This is a genomic window from Micromonospora sediminicola, assembly GCF_900089585.1.
In the GTDB taxonomy this organism is placed as follows: Bacteria; Actinomycetota; Actinomycetes; order Mycobacteriales; family Micromonosporaceae; genus Micromonospora; species Micromonospora sediminicola.
The window spans coordinates 2,679,397-2,702,082 of the sequence record NZ_FLRH01000003.1 but is presented as its reverse complement, the minus strand read 5'-3'; the positions used below and the strand labels follow the sequence as shown (position 1 = coordinate 2,702,082).

General features: G+C 71.2%; 20 protein-coding genes. 19 read left to right on the top strand and 1 reads right to left on the bottom strand.

Going from position 1 to position 22,686, the window contains the following annotated elements:
- Positions 1-7 precede the first annotated feature (7 nt).
- The 8 genes from GA0070622_RS13210 to GA0070622_RS13170 all read left to right on the top strand — a co-directional run bounded on the left by GA0070622_RS13210 (position 8) and on the right by GA0070622_RS13170 (position 9,711).
- On the top strand, positions 8-2,446 hold the full coding sequence (locus GA0070622_RS13210) for a type IV secretory system conjugative DNA transfer family protein (RefSeq protein ID WP_245666219.1): 2,439 nt from the start codon (positions 8-10) through the stop codon (positions 2,444-2,446).
- 367 nt (positions 2,447-2,813) lie between these two features.
- Positions 2,814-3,656: a replication-relaxation family protein gene (locus GA0070622_RS13205; protein ID WP_091577296.1), complete on the top strand. Its 843-nt coding sequence runs from the start codon at positions 2,814-2,816 to the stop codon at positions 3,654-3,656.
- A gap of 466 nt (positions 3,657-4,122) precedes the next feature.
- Positions 4,123-4,944, top strand: a complete 822-nt coding sequence (locus GA0070622_RS13200) for a hypothetical protein (protein ID WP_176710460.1) — start codon at positions 4,123-4,125, stop codon at positions 4,942-4,944.
- A 578-nt stretch (positions 4,945-5,522) separates the two neighbouring features.
- Positions 5,523-6,356, top strand: coding sequence for a MarR family winged helix-turn-helix transcriptional regulator (locus tag GA0070622_RS13195; protein WP_091573572.1), 834 nt, complete (start codon positions 5,523-5,525; stop codon positions 6,354-6,356).
- Between the two features lie 90 nt (positions 6,357-6,446).
- Positions 6,447-7,085: a GGDEF domain-containing protein gene (locus GA0070622_RS13190; RefSeq protein ID WP_091573571.1), complete on the top strand. Its 639-nt coding sequence runs from the start codon at positions 6,447-6,449 to the stop codon at positions 7,083-7,085.
- A gap of 81 nt (positions 7,086-7,166) precedes the next feature.
- Complete coding sequence (locus GA0070622_RS33070; RefSeq protein WP_245666217.1) at positions 7,167-8,003, top strand: hypothetical protein; 837 nt, start codon at positions 7,167-7,169, stop codon at positions 8,001-8,003.
- A gap of 83 nt (positions 8,004-8,086) precedes the next feature.
- Entirely contained in the window at positions 8,087-8,608 is a 522-nt protein-coding gene (locus GA0070622_RS13175) for a hypothetical protein (protein ID WP_176710459.1), read from the top strand.
- A 47-nt stretch (positions 8,609-8,655) separates the two neighbouring features.
- The gene (locus GA0070622_RS13170) at positions 8,656-9,711 is read left to right on the top strand and encodes a C40 family peptidase (RefSeq protein WP_091577288.1); all 1,056 of its coding nucleotides are present in this window, start codon (positions 8,656-8,658) and stop codon (positions 9,709-9,711) included.
- Between the two features lie 69 nt (positions 9,712-9,780).
- Here the strand turns inward: GA0070622_RS13170 and GA0070622_RS13165 are convergent, their stop codons facing one another.
- The gene (locus GA0070622_RS13165; protein WP_141684554.1) at positions 9,781-10,692 is read right to left on the bottom strand and encodes a hypothetical protein; all 912 of its coding nucleotides are present in this window, start codon (positions 10,690-10,692) and stop codon (positions 9,781-9,783) included.
- A 392-nt stretch (positions 10,693-11,084) separates the two neighbouring features.
- On the opposite strand from GA0070622_RS13165, the gene GA0070622_RS13160 reads away from it, so the two are divergent.
- The 11 genes from GA0070622_RS13160 to istB all read left to right on the top strand — a co-directional run bounded on the left by GA0070622_RS13160 (position 11,085) and on the right by istB (position 22,454).
- The gene (locus GA0070622_RS13160; protein ID WP_091573569.1) at positions 11,085-11,969 is read left to right on the top strand and encodes a hypothetical protein; all 885 of its coding nucleotides are present in this window, start codon (positions 11,085-11,087) and stop codon (positions 11,967-11,969) included.
- Complete coding sequence (locus GA0070622_RS13155) at positions 11,966-13,078, top strand: DUF4314 domain-containing protein (RefSeq protein ID WP_091573568.1); 1,113 nt, start codon at positions 11,966-11,968, stop codon at positions 13,076-13,078. Before GA0070622_RS13160 ends, GA0070622_RS13155 begins: the two co-directional genes overlap by 4 nt.
- The gene (locus tag GA0070622_RS13150) at positions 13,071-13,373 is read left to right on the top strand and encodes a hypothetical protein (protein WP_091573567.1); all 303 of its coding nucleotides are present in this window, start codon (positions 13,071-13,073) and stop codon (positions 13,371-13,373) included. Before GA0070622_RS13155 ends, GA0070622_RS13150 begins: the two co-directional genes overlap by 8 nt.
- 273 nt (positions 13,374-13,646) lie before the next feature.
- A complete protein-coding gene (locus tag GA0070622_RS13145; protein ID WP_091573566.1) occupies positions 13,647-14,786 on the top strand; it encodes an AAA family ATPase in 1,140 nt (379 codons plus the stop codon).
- Positions 14,787-14,807: 21 nt separating this feature from the next.
- A complete protein-coding gene (locus GA0070622_RS13140) occupies positions 14,808-16,406 on the top strand; it encodes a vWA domain-containing protein (protein WP_091573565.1) in 1,599 nt (532 codons plus the stop codon).
- Between the two features lie 200 nt (positions 16,407-16,606).
- The gene (locus GA0070622_RS13135) at positions 16,607-17,611 is read left to right on the top strand and encodes a DUF4192 domain-containing protein (RefSeq protein ID WP_091573564.1); all 1,005 of its coding nucleotides are present in this window, start codon (positions 16,607-16,609) and stop codon (positions 17,609-17,611) included.
- Positions 17,612-17,638: 27 nt separating this feature from the next.
- On the top strand, positions 17,639-18,052 hold the full coding sequence (locus GA0070622_RS13130) for a hypothetical protein (RefSeq protein WP_091573563.1): 414 nt from the start codon (positions 17,639-17,641) through the stop codon (positions 18,050-18,052).
- 626 nt (positions 18,053-18,678) lie between these two features.
- Positions 18,679-19,005, top strand: coding sequence for a hypothetical protein (locus GA0070622_RS32020; RefSeq protein ID WP_141684553.1), 327 nt, complete (start codon positions 18,679-18,681; stop codon positions 19,003-19,005).
- A 158-nt stretch (positions 19,006-19,163) separates the two neighbouring features.
- Positions 19,164-19,652: a hypothetical protein gene (locus GA0070622_RS13125; RefSeq protein ID WP_091573562.1), complete on the top strand. Its 489-nt coding sequence runs from the start codon at positions 19,164-19,166 to the stop codon at positions 19,650-19,652.
- 310 nt (positions 19,653-19,962) lie between these two features.
- Positions 19,963-21,639, top strand: coding sequence for an IS21 family transposase (gene istA, locus GA0070622_RS13120; RefSeq protein ID WP_091573561.1), 1,677 nt, complete (start codon positions 19,963-19,965; stop codon positions 21,637-21,639).
- The gene (istB, locus tag GA0070622_RS13115; RefSeq protein ID WP_091573560.1) at positions 21,636-22,454 is read left to right on the top strand and encodes an IS21-like element helper ATPase IstB; all 819 of its coding nucleotides are present in this window, start codon (positions 21,636-21,638) and stop codon (positions 22,452-22,454) included. The genes istA and istB overlap by 4 nt, the downstream gene beginning before the upstream one ends.
- Positions 22,455-22,686: the final 232 nt, after the last annotated feature.

Below are 22,686 nucleotides of genomic sequence, written 5' to 3'. Positions count from 1 at the left end.
TATTGTCGTGCCGCCCACCGGCGCCACCCGCTGGCTGCTCGAGGCCACCGCGTGGGTGGGGCAGCGGCCGTGGCTGCTCGCCGTCGCCGCCGGCTTGCTCGTGGCGCACGTCGCCGGCCGCAACCTGGTCGCAGCGTGGCGGCACCGCCGGCACAGTGCGGGTGCACGGCTCGTGACGATCGCCCCACCCCCCGAGGTCGACGCGCACTGCGCGGGCGCGCTGTGGGCCAACCTCGCCGGCACCCTCACCCCGTCGCGGCGCCGCCGCTGGCTCTACGGCAGCCCTCACGTCACCTGGCAGTACGCCTGGACGGGACGACGGCTGCTCATCTCCATCTGGGTACCCGGCACCGTCCCACCCGGCGCCGTCGAAGCCGCCGTCCGCGCCGCCTGGCCCGGCGCCGCCTGCACCACCGACGACACCCCCGCCCCACCCATCCCGCTCGACATGCCAACAGGGGTGGGCGGACATCTGCTGCCCACCGCCGCCGAATGGCTGCCCCTGCGCATCGACCACGACAACGACCCGCTGCGCGCGCTGATCTCCGCCGGCTCCGGGCTGCGGGCCGACGAGCACGCCTGCGTGCAGATCCTCGCCCGCCCCGCCACACCCCGCCGCGCCCGACGCGCCCGACGCACCGCCGGCAGGTTGCGCGACGGCAAGACCGCCCTGCCCGCCATCAACCCGGCCGCGCCGCTGCTGTGGCTCGTCGAGGCATTCCTACCCGGCCGCACCCCCAGCCCCGGCAGGTATGGCCAGACGGGTCGCCGCGACCCCGGAGTGGAACGCGATGTCCGGGCCATCCTCGACAAGGCTTCCCACCCGCTGTGGGAGACCGCCATCCGATACGCCGTCGGCAAGGACAGCCGACGCGCCGGCACCGACCAGCGGCCACGGCTACGGGGCATCGCCGACACCATCGCCTCATCCTTCGCCGTGTACTCCGGCCGCAACCGGCTCACCCACCGAGCCCGCATGCCCGCCCCGGCCGCGGTCCTCGCGCGGCGGCGCCTCGGCGCCGGATTCCTCACCTCCACGCCCGAACTGGCCGCGCTCGCCGCGCTGCCCCAAGATCTGGCCGTCCCTGGCCTGGACCGCGCGCGGGCGAAGTCCATGCCCGCACCGGTCGCCGTCGCGGCCGGCGGACGCGGCACCAAGCTCCTCGGCACCGCCGAGGTCGGCGGCCACGGCGTGGCCCTGGCCGTGCCGGATGCGCGGTATCACCTGCACGTGATCGGCTCCACCGGCAGCGGGAAGACGACCCTGCTGGTCAACATGGCCGTTGACGACATCACCGCCGGCCGCGGCACGGTCGTCATCGATCCGCACGGCGACATGGTCCTCGACATCCTCGACCGGCTCCCGGCATCGGTCGCTGACCGCCTCGTCATCTTCGACCCGGACCAGCCGAATCCGCCGACCATCAACCCACTCGCCGGCGACGACCCTGACCTCGTGGTCGACAACCTGGTGTCGATCTTCGGGAACATCTTCGCCAAAGCGTGGGGCCCTCGGATGGACGACGTCATGCGGGTCGCTTGCCTGACGTTGTTGCGGCACGCCAACGTCACCCTGCAACACATCCCACCCCTGCTCAACAGCGCCCAGTTCCGCTCCGCGATGACCGTCGACCTGGACGACCCGGCCGGCCTGTCCGGGTTCTGGCAGTGGTACGACGAGCTCAACCCCGCCCTGCGCTCGCAGGTCATCGGACCAGTGCTCGCCCGCCTCCGGGCGTTCCTCCTGCGCGACTTCGTCAAGCGCACCATGCGCTACCCGCGCTCGAGCTTCGACATCGGCAAGGTCCTCGACGGCGGCGCGCTGCTCATGCGCATCCCGAAAGGCCAACTGGGTGAGGACACCAGCAAACTGCTCGGCTCCCTGGTCCTGGCGCAGGTGTGGCAGGCCGCCACCGCCCGGGCACGCATCGCCCCCGACAAACGCCGCGACGCCACCCTGATCATCGACGAGGCGCAGAACTTCCTCACCCTCGCCAACAGCCTCGACACGATGCTCGCCGAGGCCCGCAAGTACCGGCTCTCGCTCGTCCTGGCGCATCAGGACCTCGCCCAGTTCCCGAAGGACCTCCTCGCCGCCGCATCAGCGAACGCCCGCAACAAAATCTACTTCTCGTGCGCGCCGGAGGACGCCCGCGTCCTGGCGCGGCACACCCTGCCGGAGCTCGACGAGCACGACCTGACCCACCTCGACGCCTACACCGCCGCCACCCGTCTGGTCGTGGGCGGCCGGCAGACGCCAGCGTTCACCATGAGGACCCGCCCGCCCAAGCCGCTGATCGGCGAGGCGACCGCGATCCGGCAGGCCGCGGCGCGCGCCGTCCCGGCACAGGACATCGGCGCGATCGACGCTCTGGTCGACCGCTACTCCAAGCCGCCTCAGCGGACCCGCGCACCCCGTGCGGAGGGTGACAAGGCCAGTCCTTGAGGCCCGGTCGACCGCAAGAGGCTCGGCCGGTGTGACCAGGTGGCCGGGCTGACGGAGGCTTCTTCGGCGTCTGTCAGGCGCCTGGCGGGGTTTCCGTAGCCCCTTCCGCAGACGCTTCCTCCGCCCTTCACCGCCAACGGGCTGACAGCCGCTGCGACCAGCGCGGGCAGGCCTGTCAGCGCAGCACACGGCGGCGCAGCGGCGCGGTCACCACCAACCCTGATCCCAGAGACCCCTCCAACGGAGGGGATCCACCTCCTCCCTGAAGGGATGTCCGCTCGTGTCTACCGATCGACCTGTCTTCCATCCCCGGTCATCCAACCCCCGGCTCCTCGCCTCGCGCAGCACCACCAGCCGCCGCTCCCGTCTGGAGAACCTGCGCCGGCTCACGCTGCGCGACCGTCAGCTCCTCGCCTGGCTGGCCGAGCACTACGTGCTCTCCGCCGACCAGATCACCGACGCGGCGTTCACCTCCCGCCGCTCCGCCCGGCTACGGCTGGCCACCCTGCACGGCATCGAGGCCGTCAGCCGCTTCGTCGACATCACCACCGGCGACGGGCAGTACCTCTACGCCCTCGGCCCGCTCGGCATGCTCGTGCACCCCACCGCCTATAACGACCCGGACCGGCCCGACGCCCGAGCGCCGCGCAGCAGCATCGAGCGCACCGAACGCATCGTCGGCAGCTCCCGCCTCGCCCACCTGCTCGGCACCAACCAACTGTTCGTCGACCTCCTCGCCCACGCCCGCACCCATCCAAACGTGCGGCTGGCGAGGTGGTGGTCCGAGCAGCACGCCACCGCCGCCTACGCTCTCGCCGGCATCCGACCCGACGGGCACGGCGTGTGGTGTGTTGGGGACCAGCAGGTCGGGTTCTTCCTCGAGCATGACAACGGCACCGAACCGCTCGCCGTCGTGCTGCGCAAGCTGCGCGGCTACGAACGCCTCACCCAGTTCGGGCCCCGCTACCCGGTCCTGCTGCGCGTGCGCAGCCGACGCCGCGAGGCCAACCTCCTACGCGCCCTCGCCGGAGTGCCCACCGCCATGCCCGTCGCCACCGGCATCCACGACGAACACCCCGCAGGACCGGCCTGGACACTGGCCACCGAGCCCGGGCTACGCCGCTGGCTGCACGAGCTGCCCAGCGACCACGGCCCCGACAACCCCGCCACGAACCCCCACCGCTACACCGACCGCGACGCCGACCTCTGACAGGCTCCGCTCACAGCCGCTCACACCGCAGGTCACGGCCCAGCCACGCCCTTCAGCGCGGGGCATGACTGTCACACCGCAAGATCGATTGTGAGTGGATCGACCTCTCACAGCGAGACACCTCATCCGCCCCACAGCGGGTGGTGATCTCTCACAGTGCAGGCCAAAGGCCTCTTCCTGCCGCTGTCGCGTCGCAACGCGCTGTGAGTGGCAGCCGCTACCTTTCCGGCATACAACACCCCAGATATTCGCTCCACCCGGCTCGTCCCACCTCAGGGATCCCCCGCCGCATCCCAGCGACACGCGACGCCCACCCGCTTCGGCCGGTCGGCACGCGCCCGCGCGGCGACCCCTCGAGGTCACACCAGCCACCCACAACCACCTCTTCCCTTGATCCGACCCACGTACCCGATGGGCCGGTCATCCCTGCGCGCCCACGCGAACCCCCACCAAAGGAGGACGGCTTATGTCCACTGTCAACGGCACCCCGCTGACCCGCCACGGCAGCCGTGTGCCAGCCACCCCGACACGACCGGCGTCCGCGAAGGCAATGCCGGCAGCGGCGCCCCGCCCGGTCCGCACCCGGCCCACCGCCACCGCCCGGCCAACCGTCACGCCGGCCCCGACCATCGCCACGATGATCATCTGCCTGCCCGACGCGCTGCCCGCGCAGGCGCTCACCAGCCACCAGCTCGACACCCACTTCAATGTCACCGGCACCCTCACGCCCCAGTTTTGGGCGGTACCGCAGCTGCGCGTCTGGCAGCGCCAGCAACTGATCGGGCTGCGCAAGGGCCGACCCGCGCCCTGTGCGGGCGGACCAGTCCGGCTGCTCGACCTGCACGGGATGCGCCACGCCGCCGCCCTCGGCGCCGGGATCCGCTACCAGATCTGGCAGCAGATCGTCCACGGCACCCGAGCCGCCACCCCATGGCCGCTGATCGAAACCCGCCACCTCACCGACCCCGACCGCTACCCCCTCGACACCGCGATCGCGGACTTCCACGCCCAACCCCGCGTCCACGCCATGCGCCTGCACGCCGCCGCCGCTCCCGGCCCCGGCCAGCCCAGCGTCGGCGAGCTGGAGATGTACCAGGCGGGCCAGATGGCCTACCAGCACTACCGCGCCGCCAGCGCCGTCGCCGGCGACGCGATGCTCACCGCCGACGGCCGCAAGCTCGCCCCGGAAAGCGACGCCCTCGCCCACCGCATCACCTACCTCGAGCAGGCCCTGGCCCACCTCGACACCCTCGACCCCGATCAGCGGCTCCTCTCCGTCGCCCTCTAGACCCCACCTCAACGCCCGGGGTCCAGGGCACCGGCAACCCGCTGCAGGGCCCAGCCCAGCTGGGATGCCCCAGCGGTCCGGTACAGGCTGTGTCACCCTGCGGGGCCTACTCTCCGCTGCTGCCGTCGGCGCAACGCAGATGCCTCAACGGCCAGCTGCCGTACCGCCGCACGCAGCGGCGGTCAGTGCTCCACAGGCCGGGCGCCCCGGCCAGGGGGCACCCGCTCCCGCCCGGCCTGAAACAGGCCGCCGTATTCCTCTTCCAGCGCCATCGGCAGGAAGTTCCTCCCACAGCGTCCACATCGACGGCGGGTTGCCCGTCGCGCAGCACGCCATGGCCTGCCCGGCCCACCGCCTCACCGGGGCACACGGCATCAGGCCCCTCGTTCTGACCGCACCCCAGCCGGCGCCCCCCGGCCGATCAGTCATTCCTTCCCACGCGCGCCCGCCACGCCCCTGGCTGGCAACCGACCGCAGACCGGATCTCGGGATGTCCCGAGATCCGGTCGTCGCACTTGATCAGCGGTGCGGTTGAAGCGTGGATCACTGCTGACCTCCACACCAGGAAGGACGTGCCCATGACGGATGCACCGCAGCCCGTGCCAGCGCACACGATGTTCACGGTCCTCGCCGCGCTCCGCGAGCTCGGCGAGGCCACTGCCACGGCCGTGGCCGAGCACGCCGGGCTCGGCTATTCCACGGCGACGGCGAAGCTACGCGCCTGGGAGAAGACCGGGCACGCCGAGCGGTTCCGCAGCGACGACAACCGCGCCATGTGGCGGTTGACCGACACCGGCCGCACCACCACCGCCACGCCACCGTCCACCCAGGATGCGGCTGACACACCACCCGGCGGGACCGCGGCCGCCACCTCGGACACCGCCACCCCAACCGATCCCCTCGACACCCCTGACGCGCCCGAACGGGACAGCGAGCCCCCTGCACCGGCAGACGAGGCGTCCCCGGCCCTGGCTTCCACCGGCGGCGCACCTGCTCCGCCGGACACCGTCACGTCTTCCAGGGGCGGCGACGAGCAGCGGCCGCCCTCGGAGGAAGCAGGCCACGACCGCCAGCAGTCCGACGCCGCGCCCGACGACGCCGAGGCCAAGGGCGAGGGTGGGTTGAACGCCGACCCGCAGGGGCAGGCAACCGCAACGGGGAATGGCCGCCGGGTGAAGGGCTCCCTGCGCGGTGCCGTACTGGACATCCTCGAGGCCCACCCCGACCGGCAGTACAAGACCAGTGAGTTGTGCAAGCTCATCGACGCCGCGAACGCCGGTAGCGGCGCGAGGAAAGCCAGCCAGGGCGCGGTGTTCAACGCGGCGATCAAGCTGGTCGCCGCCGGCGCGCTCGTACAGACCGTCGAACGGCCGGCCACCTTTCAACTCGCCCCCGCCACCGGCGGTCTGTAGCCCATTCGTCAGGCAGCCCGAGGGCGGGCGTCGAAGTTTGCGGCCTCACGCCCGCCCCCGGTGCTCCTTCTTGACCAAGGAGCGATCCGAGTGTCTCCCATCCTGCAAGGAATCGTCACCACCGTCGGCGGGATCCTCGCCGGCCTCGCCCTCGCCGGCGCCCTCCTGTGGCGTCAACAGCAAGCCCTCGACGCGGCCCGCTACCAGGCCAGCCACGACGAGATCACCGGGCTGCCCAACCGGCGGCTGTTCCTCACCCGACTACGCGCCGCCCTCGCCGACCGGGCGGCGGTCGGGGTGGTGCTGCTCGACCTCGACGGGTTCAAGACGGTCAACGACACCCTCGGCCACGACGCCGGCAACCTGCTCCTCGCCCACGTCGGCCGGCTCCTCGCCGCCCTCGACGCGCCGGTGGAGATCGCCGCAAGGTTGTCCGGCGACGAGTTCGCCCTCCTCGTACGGGGCGACCAGGAGGACGTGGCCGGTGCCGCCCGCACCGCATGGCACGCCATCGGCGCCGCCCCCTTCCGCCTGAACAGCGGCGAGGTCCGTGTCAGCGGCTCCGTCGGCTACACCCACAACCCCGCCTACCTGTCCGCCAACCCCCGCCAGCTGCTGGCCGAGGCGGACACGGCGATGTACCACGCGAAGCGTTCCGGTACCGGCGTGTACGGCCACCATCCCTTGGCCACCCCGGTGGGACGCAGCCGCGACCGCCACCACCACTGACAGGTCTGACGCCTTGAGGGCCCCGCAACCACCCGGTTGCGGGGCCCTCCCCCATTTCCGCCCCTGACAAGGGAGACCCCTGTGCTGTCCCTCACCGCTGTCCACGCCCTGGCCGGTTGCCTCCTGGCCACCGACGTCGACGCCGAGCATCTGGGCTGGGGCCAGCCCCCGACGCTGCTGCTCATCCACACCCGCCCCCTCCACACGGCCTCGCCCGCACGCGCTCTGCGCAGCGTGGAATTCCCGCTGCGCCGCGACGACCTGCTCACCGACCCCGCTGGCCTGCCCGCCCTGCTGCACCGCCTCGCCGCAGGCTTGCGCCAGCCCCACGCGGCAACGCCCTACCAGGCCACCCTCGACACGATCGTCCGCCTGATCAGGGCAACCGAACCCGACGCGCGGCTACTGGCCTGGGCCACCTGCTACGACGACATCCTCACCAACGGCGACGCGCCGGGGCAGGCCCGCCGCATCAACGCCGTCGACACCGACGGCCGCCTCTACCAACTCACCCACCCGCGCGGCGATGACCAACCGCTGCTGCTCATCGACGACAGCCCCGACCCGGGCAACGTCCCCGCCACCTACCCGGGACTGACCGCCCTCCTCACCGCCACCACCCAGAAGGCCAGCAGCAGACGGGGGCATGGCATGACCGGCCCGCGAGGGCGACCGGGCGGCACCGACGAGGAGCCGATCTTCATCACGTGGGGGCCCGACGGGACGTCACTGCGCTGCCAGGTGTGCGGGGCCGTCGACGAGGTCGTCCAGGACGAGATGCCGTCCATGGCCGGCTACGGCGACGACACCTACATCCGCTGCAGCCGCTGCGGATCCGTCGAGACCAGCGACCCGATCTTCGGCTGGCGCGCCAAGCCCGCCCCGTGGCCGGCACCTCAGCAACCGGACGAGCCGTGACCGGCCGGTCCCGCGTCGGGGCCACCGGTCCGCGCACCTCATTGCCTCCCGTTCCCGCATCTGCTGCGAAGGAGACCTGCCCCGTGAGCACCCACTGCTTCGTCGGCACCACCGATGTCGCGAACCCGCGCCTCGTGTACGCCCGGTTCGTGCTCCTCGACGGCTACCCGAGCGTTGTCGTGCCCGCCATCGCCGCAATCTGGGTCGGCCACGCCCGCCGCGACACCCACGCACTGAGCACCGCGATCCTCGCCGCCGACTGGGAGTACCTCGACCCGGCTATCACCGCCGCCACCGAATCCGGGTTCGCCGGGCAGCGCCCGGTGCCCGGCGTCGGCATGACCCTCGCCAGCACCACCGACGGTGCGCCGGAACCGGTGACTGTGTTCCCGCTGTCGCACGCCCGGCACCTCGACGTGGAATGGATCTACCTGATCGACCCGCTCACCGCCGAGGTCGCCGTGCACACCGACGACGGGCAGCACCTGGCCCGCTACCGGCTCGCCGGCTGCCTGCCCCCGTCACTGGATGCCACCTGCACCCCGGCGAGCCGCTCCCCGGCAGCGGGCCACGCCCCACATCAGCCTGCGGGAGCCCTGCGGTGAGCGGGCGCGGTCTCGCCGCCATCGCCGCCGGGGTGCTCGCCGTGCTGATGCTGTGCGCGGGCGCAGTGGGGATGCTGTTCACCGGCGGTGGTACCGCCTCGGCCGCGTGCAACGGCACTGTCGGCCCGGGCCGGCAGCCGTTGCTGCCCACCGTCACCGTGTCCCCGCCTGCCACCGGCGTTGGCGGCTCGACGGGCGAGCAGGTCACCAACGCGGCGGTGATCGTGTCCGTCGGCGTCGAGCTCACGGTCCCGCCCCGAGGCTGGGTCATCGCCCTGGCCACCGCCATGCAGGAGTCCACCCTGCGCAACCTGTCCCGCGGGGACCGCGACTCGGTGGGGTTGTTCCAGCAGCGCACGTCCCAGGGCTGGGGCACACCCGCTCAACTCCAGGACCCGCGCTACGCGGCCGGCCGGTTCTACCGGGCGTTGCTGGCCGTCGACGGCTGGCAGGCCATGGCGTTGACCGACGCCGCCCAAGCGGTGCAGCGCTCCGCCTACCCCGGCGCCTACGCGAAGTGGGAGGACGACGCGATCGCCCTGGTCCGCGTCCTGGCCGGCGGCACCCCCGCCGGGCCCGTCGGAGGGGATCTGGAGCAGGCGATGAGCAACCCGCTGTGCCTGTTCGACGCAGGTGACGGCCAGCCCGGCGGCGAGCAGGTGCCGCTGCCCGCCGGGTTCACCCTGCCGGCGGGCACGCCGGGGCCGGTCGTGACGGCGGTCGGCTGGGCGCTGGCGCAGCTCGGCAGCCCGTACACCTTCGGCGGGGACTGCACCGCACCCCACTCCGGTATCCCCGCCCGCCAATGCGACTGCTCCTCCCTCATCCAGCAGGCGTACCGGGCCGCCGGCATCATCCTGCCCCGCACCACCAGCGACCAGATCCACGCGGGCCGGCCGGTCACCGACTACCGGGACCTGCGGCCGGGGGACCTGCTGTTCATTCCCGGCAGCCGCGGCACCACGACCAAGCCCGGGCACGTGGGCCTCTACCTCGGCCAGGGGCTGATCGTGCAGGCCCCGCACAGCGGCGACGTCGTCAAGATCAGTCGCCTGTCCGTGTGGGCCGCGCACCTCGCCGCCGTGCGCCGCGTCATCAGCTGAACCACCGCGGCGTCGGTTCATGGTGGAAATGATCATCTGGGATGCGCCGAGCGTTCGAGGTTCCTTGGGCTAACCGTTGTGCGGGGCGATGAATTCGGCGAGCGCCGGCTCAAAATGCTCGTGCAGGTACACCTGCTCATAGCTGCCGGCCAGGTCGATGGCGAGCGCCTCGGCGGCGGTCAGGTCACGCAGGTGACCGGTCGCTGTCTCTCCTGATCCGAACTCGCCGACGGTGGGCAAGCCTTCAAGCAGCGGTCCGGGCCGGTGGTAGATCTCCGGATCGGCGGGAAACCAGCCGAGCTGCTGACTGTCGTGCCCGACTATGCGCCACCGCCTGGTCGAGATCGCTTCCTCGTCGCAGTATCTGACGATGCCGGTGGCTGCCGCAGTGAGGCCAGCTGGCGGATTCCGCAGCGGATACCGACCGCGGATCAATCCGAAGGCCGCGCCGAACCTGTTCCGGCAGACGAGCACGACCAGGTGGTAGTGGTGGTTATCGGTGGGCACGGCGATGATGTCACCGATGCGGGCGCGGGCCTTCGCCCGCCTTCGCTTCGGGGTAATCGCGGTGAGCCGGGCGACCTCCGAGGAGTCGAGCAGGGCTGGGCCGACATAGCGAAGCGCCTCAAGCACTACGGCGGCAAGGTCGACGAGGGTGATAGGCGCACCCGCGCCGGTCTGCCACCAATGGTTGAAGGCATCTGAGGCGGCGACGTACGGGCCGTCGTTGAGGCCGCCAAGGACGTCGGTATTACGGGCGCGTGTGCGTGGCCGCACGACGAAACCCACAATCTCGTCCGGGTGGCCGTCGGCCAACGCATTATTAGGCAGCGTTCGGGCGCCCTCGCGCAGGATCTCCAGCAGTTCCACCAGATGGGGCGCGCGGCCCGCATCTTCCTCGAAGGCGTCGAGCACCTCCCGGAAGCCCTCAGCCAGCGAAGGAGCCGGCGGCACACGGGGATCGGGCGAGGTGGCATTCACAGGGCGCACCCTATCCCTGGACGGGACCAACCCGCTGCCAGCTCTAGACCTCCGCCTCTTGGCACCGTCCTTGGCAGCGCCGCCCCGCCCTGCACGATGCCACCGCCTTGGAATATCAAGAGCCCCAGAACTATCGCCATGGCAGCAAGAAGCTCGGTCATCCCCGCCACCTGAAGCGGCCCTTAGCTGCCGAGCGAAATGTCAGATCGGCGTTATGGAAGCACCGCCAAGTCCGCGAGAAACCGGATCGACGGGCAGGCCAAGCCATCGAGCAACAGCACTCTCACAGAAATCTACGCCCCACATCACAGCCGTCCACGGATCCCGTCGGCCTCCGCGGCCCCCGGGCGCCGCCCGCTGCGGATCCCCCATCCCTTTGAGAGGACATCAGCGTGACCGACACGGATCACACCAGCAGCAGGAAACAGCCGGGGACCCGGCCCGAGGATCACACGGACTGGGTCGCGCTGGGCCGCCGGCTGCAGAACATCCAGAACACCCTGGTCCACCACGAGAAGACCCCGCGCTACGGCGACGACTACTACGCCGAGGCGCTGCGCCGGCTGCTGACCGAGCCCGGCTGCGGCTGGATCAGCAGCGTGGAGCACCAGTGGCTGCTCGACCTGCATACCCAGGTGGACCGGCGTAACGCGCAGGAGGCGAACCGGCGTGCCCGGGAAGCACGGGCCCGTTACGCCACCGCCTCCCGCACGATCCGTGCCGCGCTGGCCGGGTGGCTGCGCCGGGTCACCAATGAGCAGACCGTGCCGGCCCGGTACCGCCGTGAGGGGGTGCTGCTCGCCGCCGACTGGCTCGACCCGGCCACTTCCGCAGCCCCGTACGCCAGTTCCCCGGCCAGCGCCGCCTCCAGTAGCACCCATCAGGCGGCCGTGTCGCCGGTCGACTCGGAGGTGCTGCTGGCGTTGCGGAACGCCGGTGAGCGTGAGGGACAGCTCGCGGTGGGCTGGTGGCAGCAGCACGCCCTCGAGGGACGCACCGCATCGGAGCAGGCGCAGACCGCCCAGACGGTCCTCGAGGGCATCGACAGCAGCGACGACGCGGTCCTGGCGGCGTTGCCACGCTTCGACGTCGCCGGCTACGACGCCGACCGCTACCAAGCCCACGTCCCGGCCGGCGCCCCTGGCTGGTCGGAGCTGCCCGACCACGATCAGGCGCTGGTGGTTGACGCGGTGCGGGACGGGTTCACCGACGCCGTCCGCGACGGTGTCGCCGCTCGCTGCCACGCCGTCCTGACGGGGCGGGAGGGGGCCCGATGACCTACCAGCCTGGCGAGCGGGTGGCGCTGGAGCACACCGGCGACCTGCACACGCTGCTGCGTCCGGGTGACGAGGGCACGGTGCGCCACTACGACCCGGACCAGCGGGTCCTCGAGGTGAACTGGGACAGCGGCTCCTGCCTGTCGATGCTTCTCGGCGCCGGTGACCGCGTCCGCCGGCTCCCCGCCCCTACTGGCGTCGCCAGCTGGGAGCAGGTGCTCGACGCGATGCGGGTCGCGGGCACGGCGGCTGGCTGGGACGCAGCCGTGTGGTGGGCGCAGAACCTCATCGGCGGGAGGGCCACCGGCGACGTCCGCGACGTCGCGCGGCAGGTGCTGGCCGGCATCGATGACGTGGACCCGCCCGTCATGGACGGGCTGCCCACCGTCGACCGGTACGTCCTGGCCGAGGACCGCGACCGGTATGCCGAGCACGCCCCGCAGGGTGCTCCGGCGTGGGAGGACCTGACCGCCCGCCGGCGCGACCAGACGCGGTGGGCGTGGTGCGACGGTTTCGACGACGCCGCCGAAGCCGAGGTGGCCCGGCAGTGCCGGATCGTGCTGCACCCGCACAGCGACGACCGGGACATGAGCCACCTGGCTCCCGACCGGGTGCGCCTGGGCGGGCCGGGGGTCTTCGCCGGGGACTGGGCGTGGACGCCGAACGGCGACGGACAGATGCGGATCCCGGTCGGGTTCGTCGGCATCCTGGTGGACACGTGGAACGGGTGGGCGGTGTTCACCTGCACCCGGCAGGTAGCCGAGGCGATCGTCGCCGACCAGCAGGCCGCCCGCGACCGCTACCGGCACCAGCTCGCCGCCGAAGGCATCAGCGGGCAGCGGCAGGAGCGGATGGTCGACGAGTCCATGGCGCGGCTGTCGTTCGACGGCGATGTCATCGTCGCCGACGAAACCCGCGTGCACGACGACCCGGACGCGGTCGAACGGATCAGCCCCGACGCCGGCGGCCGGTACATGGTGATGGGCCGCGCGTGGACGTGGCTGCCGGTGCATCCGTACGACTGCGACCGCATCGCAGGCGACATCCCCGACCCGCCCACCGCCGCCAGCACTCCCGGAACATCGGCGGAGGGAGCAGCTGATGCCTGACGACCTGGCGGACGAGTTCGGCGAGTACGCCCACGAGGAACTCCTGCAAGCCCTCGTCCTGCGCCTGCTGACCAGCGCCGACCTGGACGAGCTGTGCGACGACGCCGACCTGCCGCAGCTCACCCACGACGACGGACTGCCGGTGACCATCACCTCGGCGCGCACGTACCGGGACGCGGGGGTCCTGACTCTGGACCGCGGGGTATGGCTGGAGCTGTCCGACGGCAGCGTCTTCGGGCTGACCGTGCAGATCTCCCGCCGCCCCCGCAGCGAGGTCACCCTCCGCCGCAGATAACCCCTCCCGGGGCACCCGTTGCCGGACCGACTTGATCAATTCCGGCGCGGGTGCGTTCCTTGTCGTCGCCCACCACCCGATGGCGGCGGCACCACCGATCCGCAGCCCGTTTGGGCTGCCTGCTGAGCACCTCACGGAGCTTGCCGGCCATCCCCTGCCAACCGGGGTCCGGCCCGTCAACCGCCCCGTCTCCACCGCGCGGACACCGCACCTTGCCCGCGCACCCCGGAGACGGGGGTGCGCGGGCCCCACCCCAGATCACAGGAGGCCTGCATGGACCCTGCAACCCCACCCACAGCCCCGCAAACCGGTGATGCCTCCCCCACAGCAGATCCCGGTGACGGCCGCCGGCCCGGCTACCTCTACCGGCAGGTCGCCGCTCACCTCGCCGCGCACCCCGACCGGGTGTTCAAGGTCGGGGAGCTGACCACGGCGATCGCCGCCCCGTCCACCGGCGCGGTGTTCGAAGCGTGCAAAAAGATGGCCGCCGCCGGCTACGCCACCCACCTGACGGGCCCGCACCGGTTCCAGATCACCCAGGCCGGGATCGACGCCGCCGGGACTATGCCACCGCCCGCCCCGCGTACACCCCGCCAAGGACGTCACGGGGCGGGTCGGCGGCAGCCCGTCACGCGCCCCAACGGTGACCTGTACTTCCCCCGCAAGCTCGCGGGCGCCACCGACGTGGACGTGCTGCGCAGGCTGCGCGAGAAGCGTATCCCCGTGCTGCTCTACGGGCCGCCCGGCACCGGCAAGACCGCCCTCGTCGAGGCCGCCTTCCCCGACCTGCTCACCGTCGCCGGAACCGGCGACACCGTCGTGGAGGACTTTCTCGGCAACTTCATCCCGCTGCCCGACGGCGGGTTCGAGTTCGTCTACGGGCCCCTCGTCACCGCCATGCGCGACGGCAGGGCGTTGCTGGTCGACGACGCCACCCTCATCCCGCCGAAAGTCCTCGCCGTGCTCTACCCCGCGATGGACGGCCGCCGGGTGATCACCATTCCCGGCTACCGCAATGAACGCGTCGAAGCCGTCGACGGGTTCTATGTCATCGCCGGCCACAACCCGGGCGTCCACGGCGCAATCCTCACCGAAGCGCTGGCGTCGCGGTTCGACGTGCACATCGAGGTCACGACCGATTGGGACCTCGCCCGCCACCTCGGCGTCCCCAACCCCGCCGTCCAAGCCGCGATCGCGCTCAACGCCGACCTCGCCGCCGGGCGCGTCGGCTGGGCGCCGCAACTGCGGGAGCTGCTCGGCTTCGCCCGCGTCCGCAAAACCCTCGGCCTGCCCGCCGCCATCTCCAACCTGGCCGGCCGCGCCCCCGCCGACGACCGCGATCAGGTCCTCACCGCGCTGCGCCAACAGTTCGGCACCGACATCACCGCGCTGACCCTCGGCAAACAGCGCTGACCCCCGAAAGGAGAACCCCTGATGCCTCATCCATCCCCACATCTGCAGCCCGGCCCCGCCGCACCCGCGGCCAGTGATCCGGACTGGCAGGTGTGGAGCGACGCCTGGACCCGGCACATCCCGACCCTGGCCGGGCGCAGCGACCTGACCGTCACCGTCGCCCCCGGCGCCGGCGGCGGCGCACCCGCCTGCTGCTACCCCGACGCCGGCCGCATCGAGGTCGACGCCACCTACATCGGCTCCCCCGACATCGCCAACCCCCGCCGCGCCGGGCACAAACGCCTGGTACCGACCGCCTACGGGCTGCTGGTACACGAGGCCGCGCACGCCGCCCACAGCCGCTGGCGCACCCCGCCCGGCACCCCCGCCGTCGTCGCCGCCGTCGCCGAGCTACTGGAGGAGTCCCGCATCGAGTACCGACAGCGCACCCGTCGGCGCGGCGACCGGCGGTGGCTACGCCACACGGTCACCACCCTGATCAGCCCCGACGACGTCGCCGTCGACGACCCTTGGCACGCCGCCCACCTCGCTGGACTGCTCCTGGCGCGGGTCGATGCCCGCATCCTCACCGCTAAGGACACCCGAGGGATCCGTGCCGCCGTCACCACCGTCCTCGGCCGCAAGCGGCTGCTGCAGCTACGCCAGCTGTGGCGCCAAGCCCACACCGTCGACGACAGCGACGCCGACACCATGATCGACCTCGCGTGGCGGTGGTGCCGCATCCTCGACATCGACCCCCACCGCCAACCACAGGCACCCGCAGCGGACGCAGGCGTGTTCGCCGGCCTGCTCGCCCAGGCGCTCACCGACTACCTCGCCCACACCGCCGGGCTCACACCAGGGCAATACCGGGACCAGCAGATCACCGAACGGTTCTGCGCGCCCGCGACGTGGACCCGCCGCGACCCGACCGACGGTGAACGTGCGGCGGCCCGCCTCCTCGCCGCCCGGCTGCGCGCCGCCCGCACCCACCACGCTGAACCCGACACGCGGCCCAGCACGGTTCCGCCGGGACGGCTGCGGACCCGCCACGCCATCACCGCCCAGGCGCAGATCGCCGCCGGCGCCATGCCCACCGCCACGCCCTGGCAACGCCGCACCCAGCTGCCGCCGCCGAAACCGACCCTGCACCTGGGCGTCATCGTCGACGCCTCCTACTCCATGCACCCCTACGCGGCGCCCCTGTCATCCGCCGGCTGGATCCTCGCCCACGCCGCCCACAGCAACCAGGCAGTCACCGCCACCATCGCCTTCGGCAACGACGTCACCCTGCTCGTCCCGCCCCGGCGACGGCCCACCCACGTGCTGGAACTACGCGCCGATGGCGGCAGCACGGCCTTCACCGACGCGGTGAAACTCGCCGACCAGCTGCTGCAGCTGCGCCAGCCCGGCCGGCTGCGGATGCTCGCCGTCGTCTCCGACGGCGACCTGCCCGACACCGGCCCCGCCCAACGCCTCATCACCACCCTGCACCGCACGGGCTGCCCGGTGCTGTGGCTGCGCCCCGCCGACCTGGACGGGCACACCTTCACCGACACCACCACCATCCTGGTGCCCGACCCGGTGCAGGCCATCGGCCACATCGCCGACGCCGCAGTCACCGCCCTCGAGCACGCCTGACCCCGCCTCTTCGGCCGGGCTCTCCCCTGGCCGAGGTGTCGGCTCGCGGTCCACCGAACTCCAGCCGTCACGCCAACAACCACCGGTCGAGATCACTCATCGCGCTCCCACTGGCCGCTGCTCGGCCACCCCGCGCACTCCACCGCCGAGCACGGCCGCTCAGCCGTGCCCGGACCCATCACGACAGAACAGGAGAAAACGTGAACAGCCCGAACAACCCGCGCCTGCCGATCACCTCGCCCGCGGACCTGCTCACCGCCGTGCCCTACCTGCTCGGCTTCCACCCCACCGACAGCCTCCTGATCGTCGGCCTCACCGGCACCCGGATCGCCGTCGCCAGCCGCGCCGACCTCCCCCAGCCCAGCCAGGTCGCCGCCTGGGCCGACGACTACATCCTGTCGCAGCTCCGCATGCTGCGAAACGCCGCGGCCACCCGCGCCATCGCCGTCGGCTACGGCCCCGCCGCCACCGTCACCCCGACCATCGACACCGTGATCCCGCGGCTGGCCGCCACCGACATCGACGTCTTCGACGCGCTGCGGGTCACCGACGGCCGCTACTTCTCCTACCTCTGCCAGGACCCCGCCTGCTGCCCCACCGACGGCGTGCCCTTCGACCCCCAGCGCAGCGACATCACCATGCACGCCATCGTCGCCGGCCGTCACGCCCTACCCGACCGGGCCGCGCTCGTGGCCAGCATCGCCCCCACCACCGGGGACGCCCGCGTCGCCGTCACCCGCGCCACCGCCCACGCCCGAGCCCGCCGCCGCACCCTCATCAGCGAGGCCGGACGCGACGGCCTGATCCGCGCCGGCGAACAGGCGGTGCGGGACATGCTCGCCCGCTACGCCGACGAGCAGACCCTCACCGATGACGAGCTGGCCTGGCTCACTGTCCTGCTGCCCGTCCCCGCGATCCGCGACGTCGCCTGGCAGGCCACCGACGCCCAGCCCTGGCACGTCGCCATGTGGACCGACATCACCCGCCGCGCGCACCCGCCGCTCGCCGCCGCACCGGCGAGTCTGCTCGCCTTCGCCGCGTGGCGCCGCGGCGACGGCGCGCTCGCCTCCATCGCCGTCGACCGCGCCCTGGCCGCCAACCCCGCCTACACCCTCGCCCGGCTGATCGACCAGGCGCTGCGCGCCGGGCTCCCCCCGTCCGTGCTCGACGGCTGGCCCCACCCCGGCCAGCCCACCATCGCCTGACCGCGCCCGTCCCGTCTGGAGACATCCATGTCCGCTCTACACCTCGACGTCCAGCGGCTGCTGCACGACCAGGGCTACGCCCTCGACCCTGATCAGCTCGCCGAGGCCTACGCACACCACCCAGAGCAGCTGTGCGCGCTGCTTGCCGCGGCTGGCACCATCGCCGCCACCAGCGCCCAGATCACCGCCCTGACCGACGCCGCGAACCTGCTCTGCGACGTCCACGCCAGCAGCGACGCCGACACCGTTCTGTCGCTACGACAGCGGCTTGACCGGGTCGCTGACGCCCTCACCGCCGCTCTCACCCAGCACGACAAGGCCACCGCCGCCCTACGACACACCTGCGGCGCCCTGATCCGCACCGACCTCGCCGTGCTCCCGATTCCCGAGTGCGTCAACCCCGCCGAGTCGCCGGGCGACGCCACCGACTCGACGCCCTGAGCCAGACACCCGCACCCGCCGCCCCGACCGGGCGGCGGGTGCGCCGGCACGCTACGCACCGGAGGACCTGATGACCGAACCGACGGCGGCCCCTGCCGCACCCCCGAGCCTCGAATCCGTCCTGCGCCATGCGTGGGACGCCTTCCACCCCGGCCAGCCAGCCCCGCTGGGATGGCTCACTCACACCACCACCCAGATCCAGGCCTACCTGCGTAACCACCACAGTGATTCCGGCAGGTTGAACCGGCACCACCCGGGCAGGTTCTTTGGGCACCACCGAGTGGTGTTTGGTCGCTGGTGCTCAGCATGTCGGTGCTGAAGATCGACAACTAGAGTTGGTGCCATCTTGGCGACTGTGGCCTTGATCGACAGGTTGTTTCGGCACCACCGGGCGTGCGTTGCGCGGGCTGAAGGTTGGCGATCCGGACCACTCGGGCGGGGTGTTCGGTCGGATGAGTCGCTGGCGTCGATCACGACGCTCCGCTCGCCGACGTCTGGCCTGAAGCGCATTGAGCCGCTTCTCGGCGACCTCACGCCGTAGATGCCGGTGCGCGTGAGGCTGCGCGAGTGGTTCACTAATCGTGAGTTATTAGTGCTGTTGAAGATCATCGAAATGGGGTGGAGTGATGTCGGGCGACATGGTGGGTCGTTGGGAGGTGATGATCTCTTATGAGGCGCATTCGGATGTGCCTGCCGGCGCTCTTGATGAGGTGTCGCGTCTACTGAAAAGTTGGTCGCCTGTCGAGGATGCTCATGCTCATCTGGAGGATGGTGGAGCTTATCGAGCGACCGGTGCGACCGTGGTGGTTCCTCACGAGCAGCCCTGGGGGGGGTTGGAGGTCGCTCTCACGCTGGTACCGGAGGCACTTGCCGGGATCGGCGTGCGGGTAGGTACGTTACGGGAAATGATCGTTCGACCGGCCGGCCAAGATCCCCGTGCGGCCAATCATTAGCTGATGAATGAGCATTTTCTCCTGGAGGTTAAGCAGGTCGGATATGACGCCTTCTGAGACAGGCGGCGTTGACATTGGTCGCTCTCACGAGCAGTGTCGATGGCCGACGGCGTAGTTCACAGTCGCCGGCTTTGTTGTCGACGGGGAGGAAATCCGAAATGATCAACGGAACGAGCTCTGTCGCGAACGTGGGCCACCGAGCGTGGCTTGTTCGCCTGCTTGTGGCGCTGGCCGTGGTGCTGGCCTCGGGAGCCGCAAGCGCCCCTGCATCGGCCAGCAGTGACACCGCGCAAGCCCCGTGCAACATCACCATGGACGCGCCGCACGTCTCGTCCGGCGCGGGAGGCGTGATCGCAAAGCTGCGCTACTGCAACGACTCGGCGGGCCAAGTGCAGACAACTCTCTACCTCTACTTGTGCCCCAACAAGCCGTCGTCGAACGAGTCGAACTGGTACAACGAGGGCTGCAGATCGAAGGCGTTGGAGACCTACGGGTGGTCCGCCACGGCGTTCAGTAACTACACCCGGTACGTCCCGAACACGGGCAAGCCTGGCGCTCACGGCACCGGTTGGTGGGTCGCCTGCGCGAACTTCTCCAAGCCGTTCGCCGGCATGGTCCCCTCGATCTCCGTTTACATCAGCGCCTGATCACCCACGGGCCGGCGGCCGCCGTTTTCGCGGCGGCCCGCCGGCTCGACTGCGGGAGTATTGCCGGCAGCCCCGACCAGGCGCGGTCACGGCGACTCGCCACGGTCACCAAAGTTCGCGCGCCGGCCGGCCGGAAGCTCGGGGTGGGGCCTTCACCTGCAGCTTCCGGCCGATGAGGGCCGGTGACTAGTGAAGGTCCGTATCGGTTCCACACTCGCGCTCGACACGCGAAACGCCCGGCATGCCGCTCTTGCTCGACTTGTTGATATCGGCCGGTTTAGGTTGATCTCGGTCATATCGGGAGGCCGAGTTGTTCACGCGTGTTCAATTGTTCGAGCGCATCCGCGCTGATCGGCGGGCGGATCCGTCGGTGTCGCAGCGGGAGTTGGCGCGTCGGCACCAGGTGTCGCGCCGCACCGTCCGGGCGGCGTTGGCGTCGGCGGTTCCACCGCCGCGCAAGCCGCCGGTCCGCGGTCGGCCCCTCGCTCTGGGGCCGGTGCTCGCGGTGGTCGACGACATGCTGCGCTCGGACGTGGTGGGGCCGCGCAAACAGCGGCACACGATCGAGCGGATCTGCCAGCGCCTCGCCGTCGAGCACGGTTTCACCGACGCGTCGTACTCGACGGTGCGCAACTACGTCGCTCGACGACGGCCGGAGATCCTCGCTGAGGCGCGTGAGGGCCGTGGGCACCTTGACGGGATGGTGCCGCAGGTCCACCCGCCGGGTGAGGAAGCGGAGGTCGACTTCGCCGAGGCGTTCGCCGTTGTCGGTGGCACGCAGATGAAGTGTTACCTGTTCACGCTGCGGATGTCGTTCTCCGGCAAGGCGGTGCACCGGGTGTTCGCCTCCCAGGGCCAGGAGGCGTTCATGGAGGGCCACGTCGAGGCGTTTCGGATCCTCGGCGGGGTGCCGACCCGCCACATCCGCTACGACAATCTCAAACCCGCGGTGCGCCAAGTGCTGTTCGGCCGCGGCCGGATCGAGTCGCAGCGGTGGGTGGTGTTCCGCTCCCACTACGGCTTCCACGCGTTCTACTGCCTGCCCGGCAAGGACGGCGCGCACGAGAAGGGCGGGGTGGAGCATGAGGGCGGCCGGTTTCGTCGCAACCACCTGGTTCCGCCTCCGCAGGTCGCATCCCTGGCCGAGCTCAACGACCGCCTGGCCGCCATCGACGCCGCCGAAGACGCCAGGCACGTGCACGGCGCGCCGGCCAGCATCGGGTTCAACTTCGGCGCCGAGGCGCCGCTGCTGCATCCGCTTCCGGCCGACGACTTCGAGCTCGGGACCACACTCACGCCGCTGGTGCGCCGCAACGCCCGCATCGTGGTCCGGCAGTGCTACTACTCGGTGCCCGCCCGGTTCATCGACCGCAAGGTCCGGGTCAGCCTGCGAGCCAACGAGGTCCTCGTGTTCGACGGCCGGCAGGTCGTCGCCCGCCACCCGCGGCTGTCCCGCCGCTACGACTACCGCGACGACCTGGACCACTACCTGGAGATCCTGCTGGTCAAGCCCGGCGCCCTCGCTGGGTCGACGGCGTTGGCTCAAGCCCGGCACGAGGGGTCGTTCACATCAGCGCACGACGCGTTCTGGGCCGCCGCCCGCGCCGCGCACGGCGAGGCCGAAGGCACCCGGGCGTTGATCGAGGTGCTGCTGCTGCATCGGCAGCTGCCCCACGCGGCCCTGGTCGCCGGGATCACCGCCACCGTCAACGCCGGCTCCTGCAGCCCGGAGCTGGTCGCGATCGAGGCACGGAAGGCCGCCGACGCGGGCGTCGCCGCGAACCCGTCGGACGCCGTGGCGCCCGTCGACGACGGCGTCGAGGACGGACTTGACCTGGCCGAGCCGGCCGACGAGCCAGTTCCCGCCGGGGCGCGGGTGATCTCCCTGCACGCGCGGCGGTTGCCCTCGGGCACCGAGCACAAGCCACCACCGATGAGCGTCTACGACCAGCTGCTGTCCCACCGATCGAAAGGCACATCCGCGTGAGCGCGACCGCTTCCACCGCCAAGGTGTCCCGCACCCCGAGGCCCCGCCAGTCCGCCCCAGGCATCGACCCGATCGACGCCGCCATCGACACCGCCTGCACCGAACTGCGCCTGCCCAGCATCCGCGACCGATACGCCGACATCGCCGAACAGGCCCTGCGCGACCGCGCCAACTACAAAGGCTTCCTGCTCGACCTCCTACGCGCCGAGATCGCCGACCGTGACGAGCGGCGCAGACAACGCCTCGTCCGAGACGCCGCGTTCCACCGGCCCAAACGCCTGGAGGACTTCGACTACGACAAGAACCCCCAGGTCGATGCCGTCTACGTCAACAACCTCGCCAACCCTGCCTGGGTCCGAGCCGGCGCACCCCTGGTCCTGGTCGGCAACTCCGGCACCGGCAAGAGCCACCTGCTCATCGGCATCGGCACCGCCATCGCCGAACACGGCCTCAAGGTCCGCTACACCACCACCGCGAACCTCGTCAACGAACTCGCTGAAGCCCACAACGAGAAGCGCCTGTCCAAAACCCTCTACCGCTACTCCCGCTACGACCTGCTCTGCCTCGACGAATTCGGATACCTCAACCTCGACCGCACCGGCGCGAAACTGCTGTTCCAGATCTTCACCGAACGCGAGGAACGCAAAGCCATCGCCGTCGCCTCCAACGCCCCGTTCTCCGAATGGGACAAGACCTTCACCGAGGAACGCCTCTGCTCCGCCATCGTCGACCGCCTCACCTTCAACGGCTACCTCGTCGAGACCGGCAACGACTCCTACCGACTTCAGAGCACCCTCGAACGCAACCGCAGCTGACAGCCCCGGCAGGAACAACGGCGCCGGGACGAACCGTCCCGGCGCCGCCGCGTTCCACCCTCACATAAAGAGCCGGGTCCCTCAGACCCCGCATCGGGAGCGCGGCCTGAAAGAACCCGGTCTGGCCCGATACTAACCAGCTCCAGCCCGAACGCAGCGCAGCGACCCACATCCGAACCTCGGGCCGCGTCGCAACCTGGTGCCCAATAAAGATGCCGATCGTGACAGCTCG

Bases quoted from the DNA above. Each gene is read 5' to 3' on its own strand.
- GA0070622_RS13200 (WP_176710460.1), top strand. From the start codon at position 4,123: ATGTCCACTGTCAACGGCACCCCGCTGACCCGCCACGGCAGCCGTGTG.
- GA0070622_RS13195 (WP_091573572.1), top strand. From the start codon at position 5,523: ATGACGGATGCACCGCAGCCCGTGCCAGCGCACACGATGTTCACGGTC.
- GA0070622_RS13170 (WP_091577288.1), top strand. From the start codon at position 8,656: ATGCTGTGCGCGGGCGCAGTGGGGATGCTGTTCACCGGCGGTGGTACC.
- GA0070622_RS13155 (WP_091573568.1), top strand. From the start codon at position 11,966: ATGACCTACCAGCCTGGCGAGCGGGTGGCGCTGGAGCACACCGGCGAC.
- GA0070622_RS13150 (WP_091573567.1), top strand. From the start codon at position 13,071: ATGCCTGACGACCTGGCGGACGAGTTCGGCGAGTACGCCCACGAGGAA.
- GA0070622_RS13145 (WP_091573566.1), top strand. From the start codon at position 13,647: ATGGACCCTGCAACCCCACCCACAGCCCCGCAAACCGGTGATGCCTCC.
- GA0070622_RS13140 (WP_091573565.1), top strand. From the start codon at position 14,808: ATGCCTCATCCATCCCCACATCTGCAGCCCGGCCCCGCCGCACCCGCG.
- GA0070622_RS13130 (WP_091573563.1), top strand. From the start codon at position 17,639: ATGTCCGCTCTACACCTCGACGTCCAGCGGCTGCTGCACGACCAGGGC.
- GA0070622_RS32020 (WP_141684553.1), top strand. From the start codon at position 18,679: ATGTCGGGCGACATGGTGGGTCGTTGGGAGGTGATGATCTCTTATGAG.
- GA0070622_RS13125 (WP_091573562.1), top strand. From the start codon at position 19,164: ATGATCAACGGAACGAGCTCTGTCGCGAACGTGGGCCACCGAGCGTGG.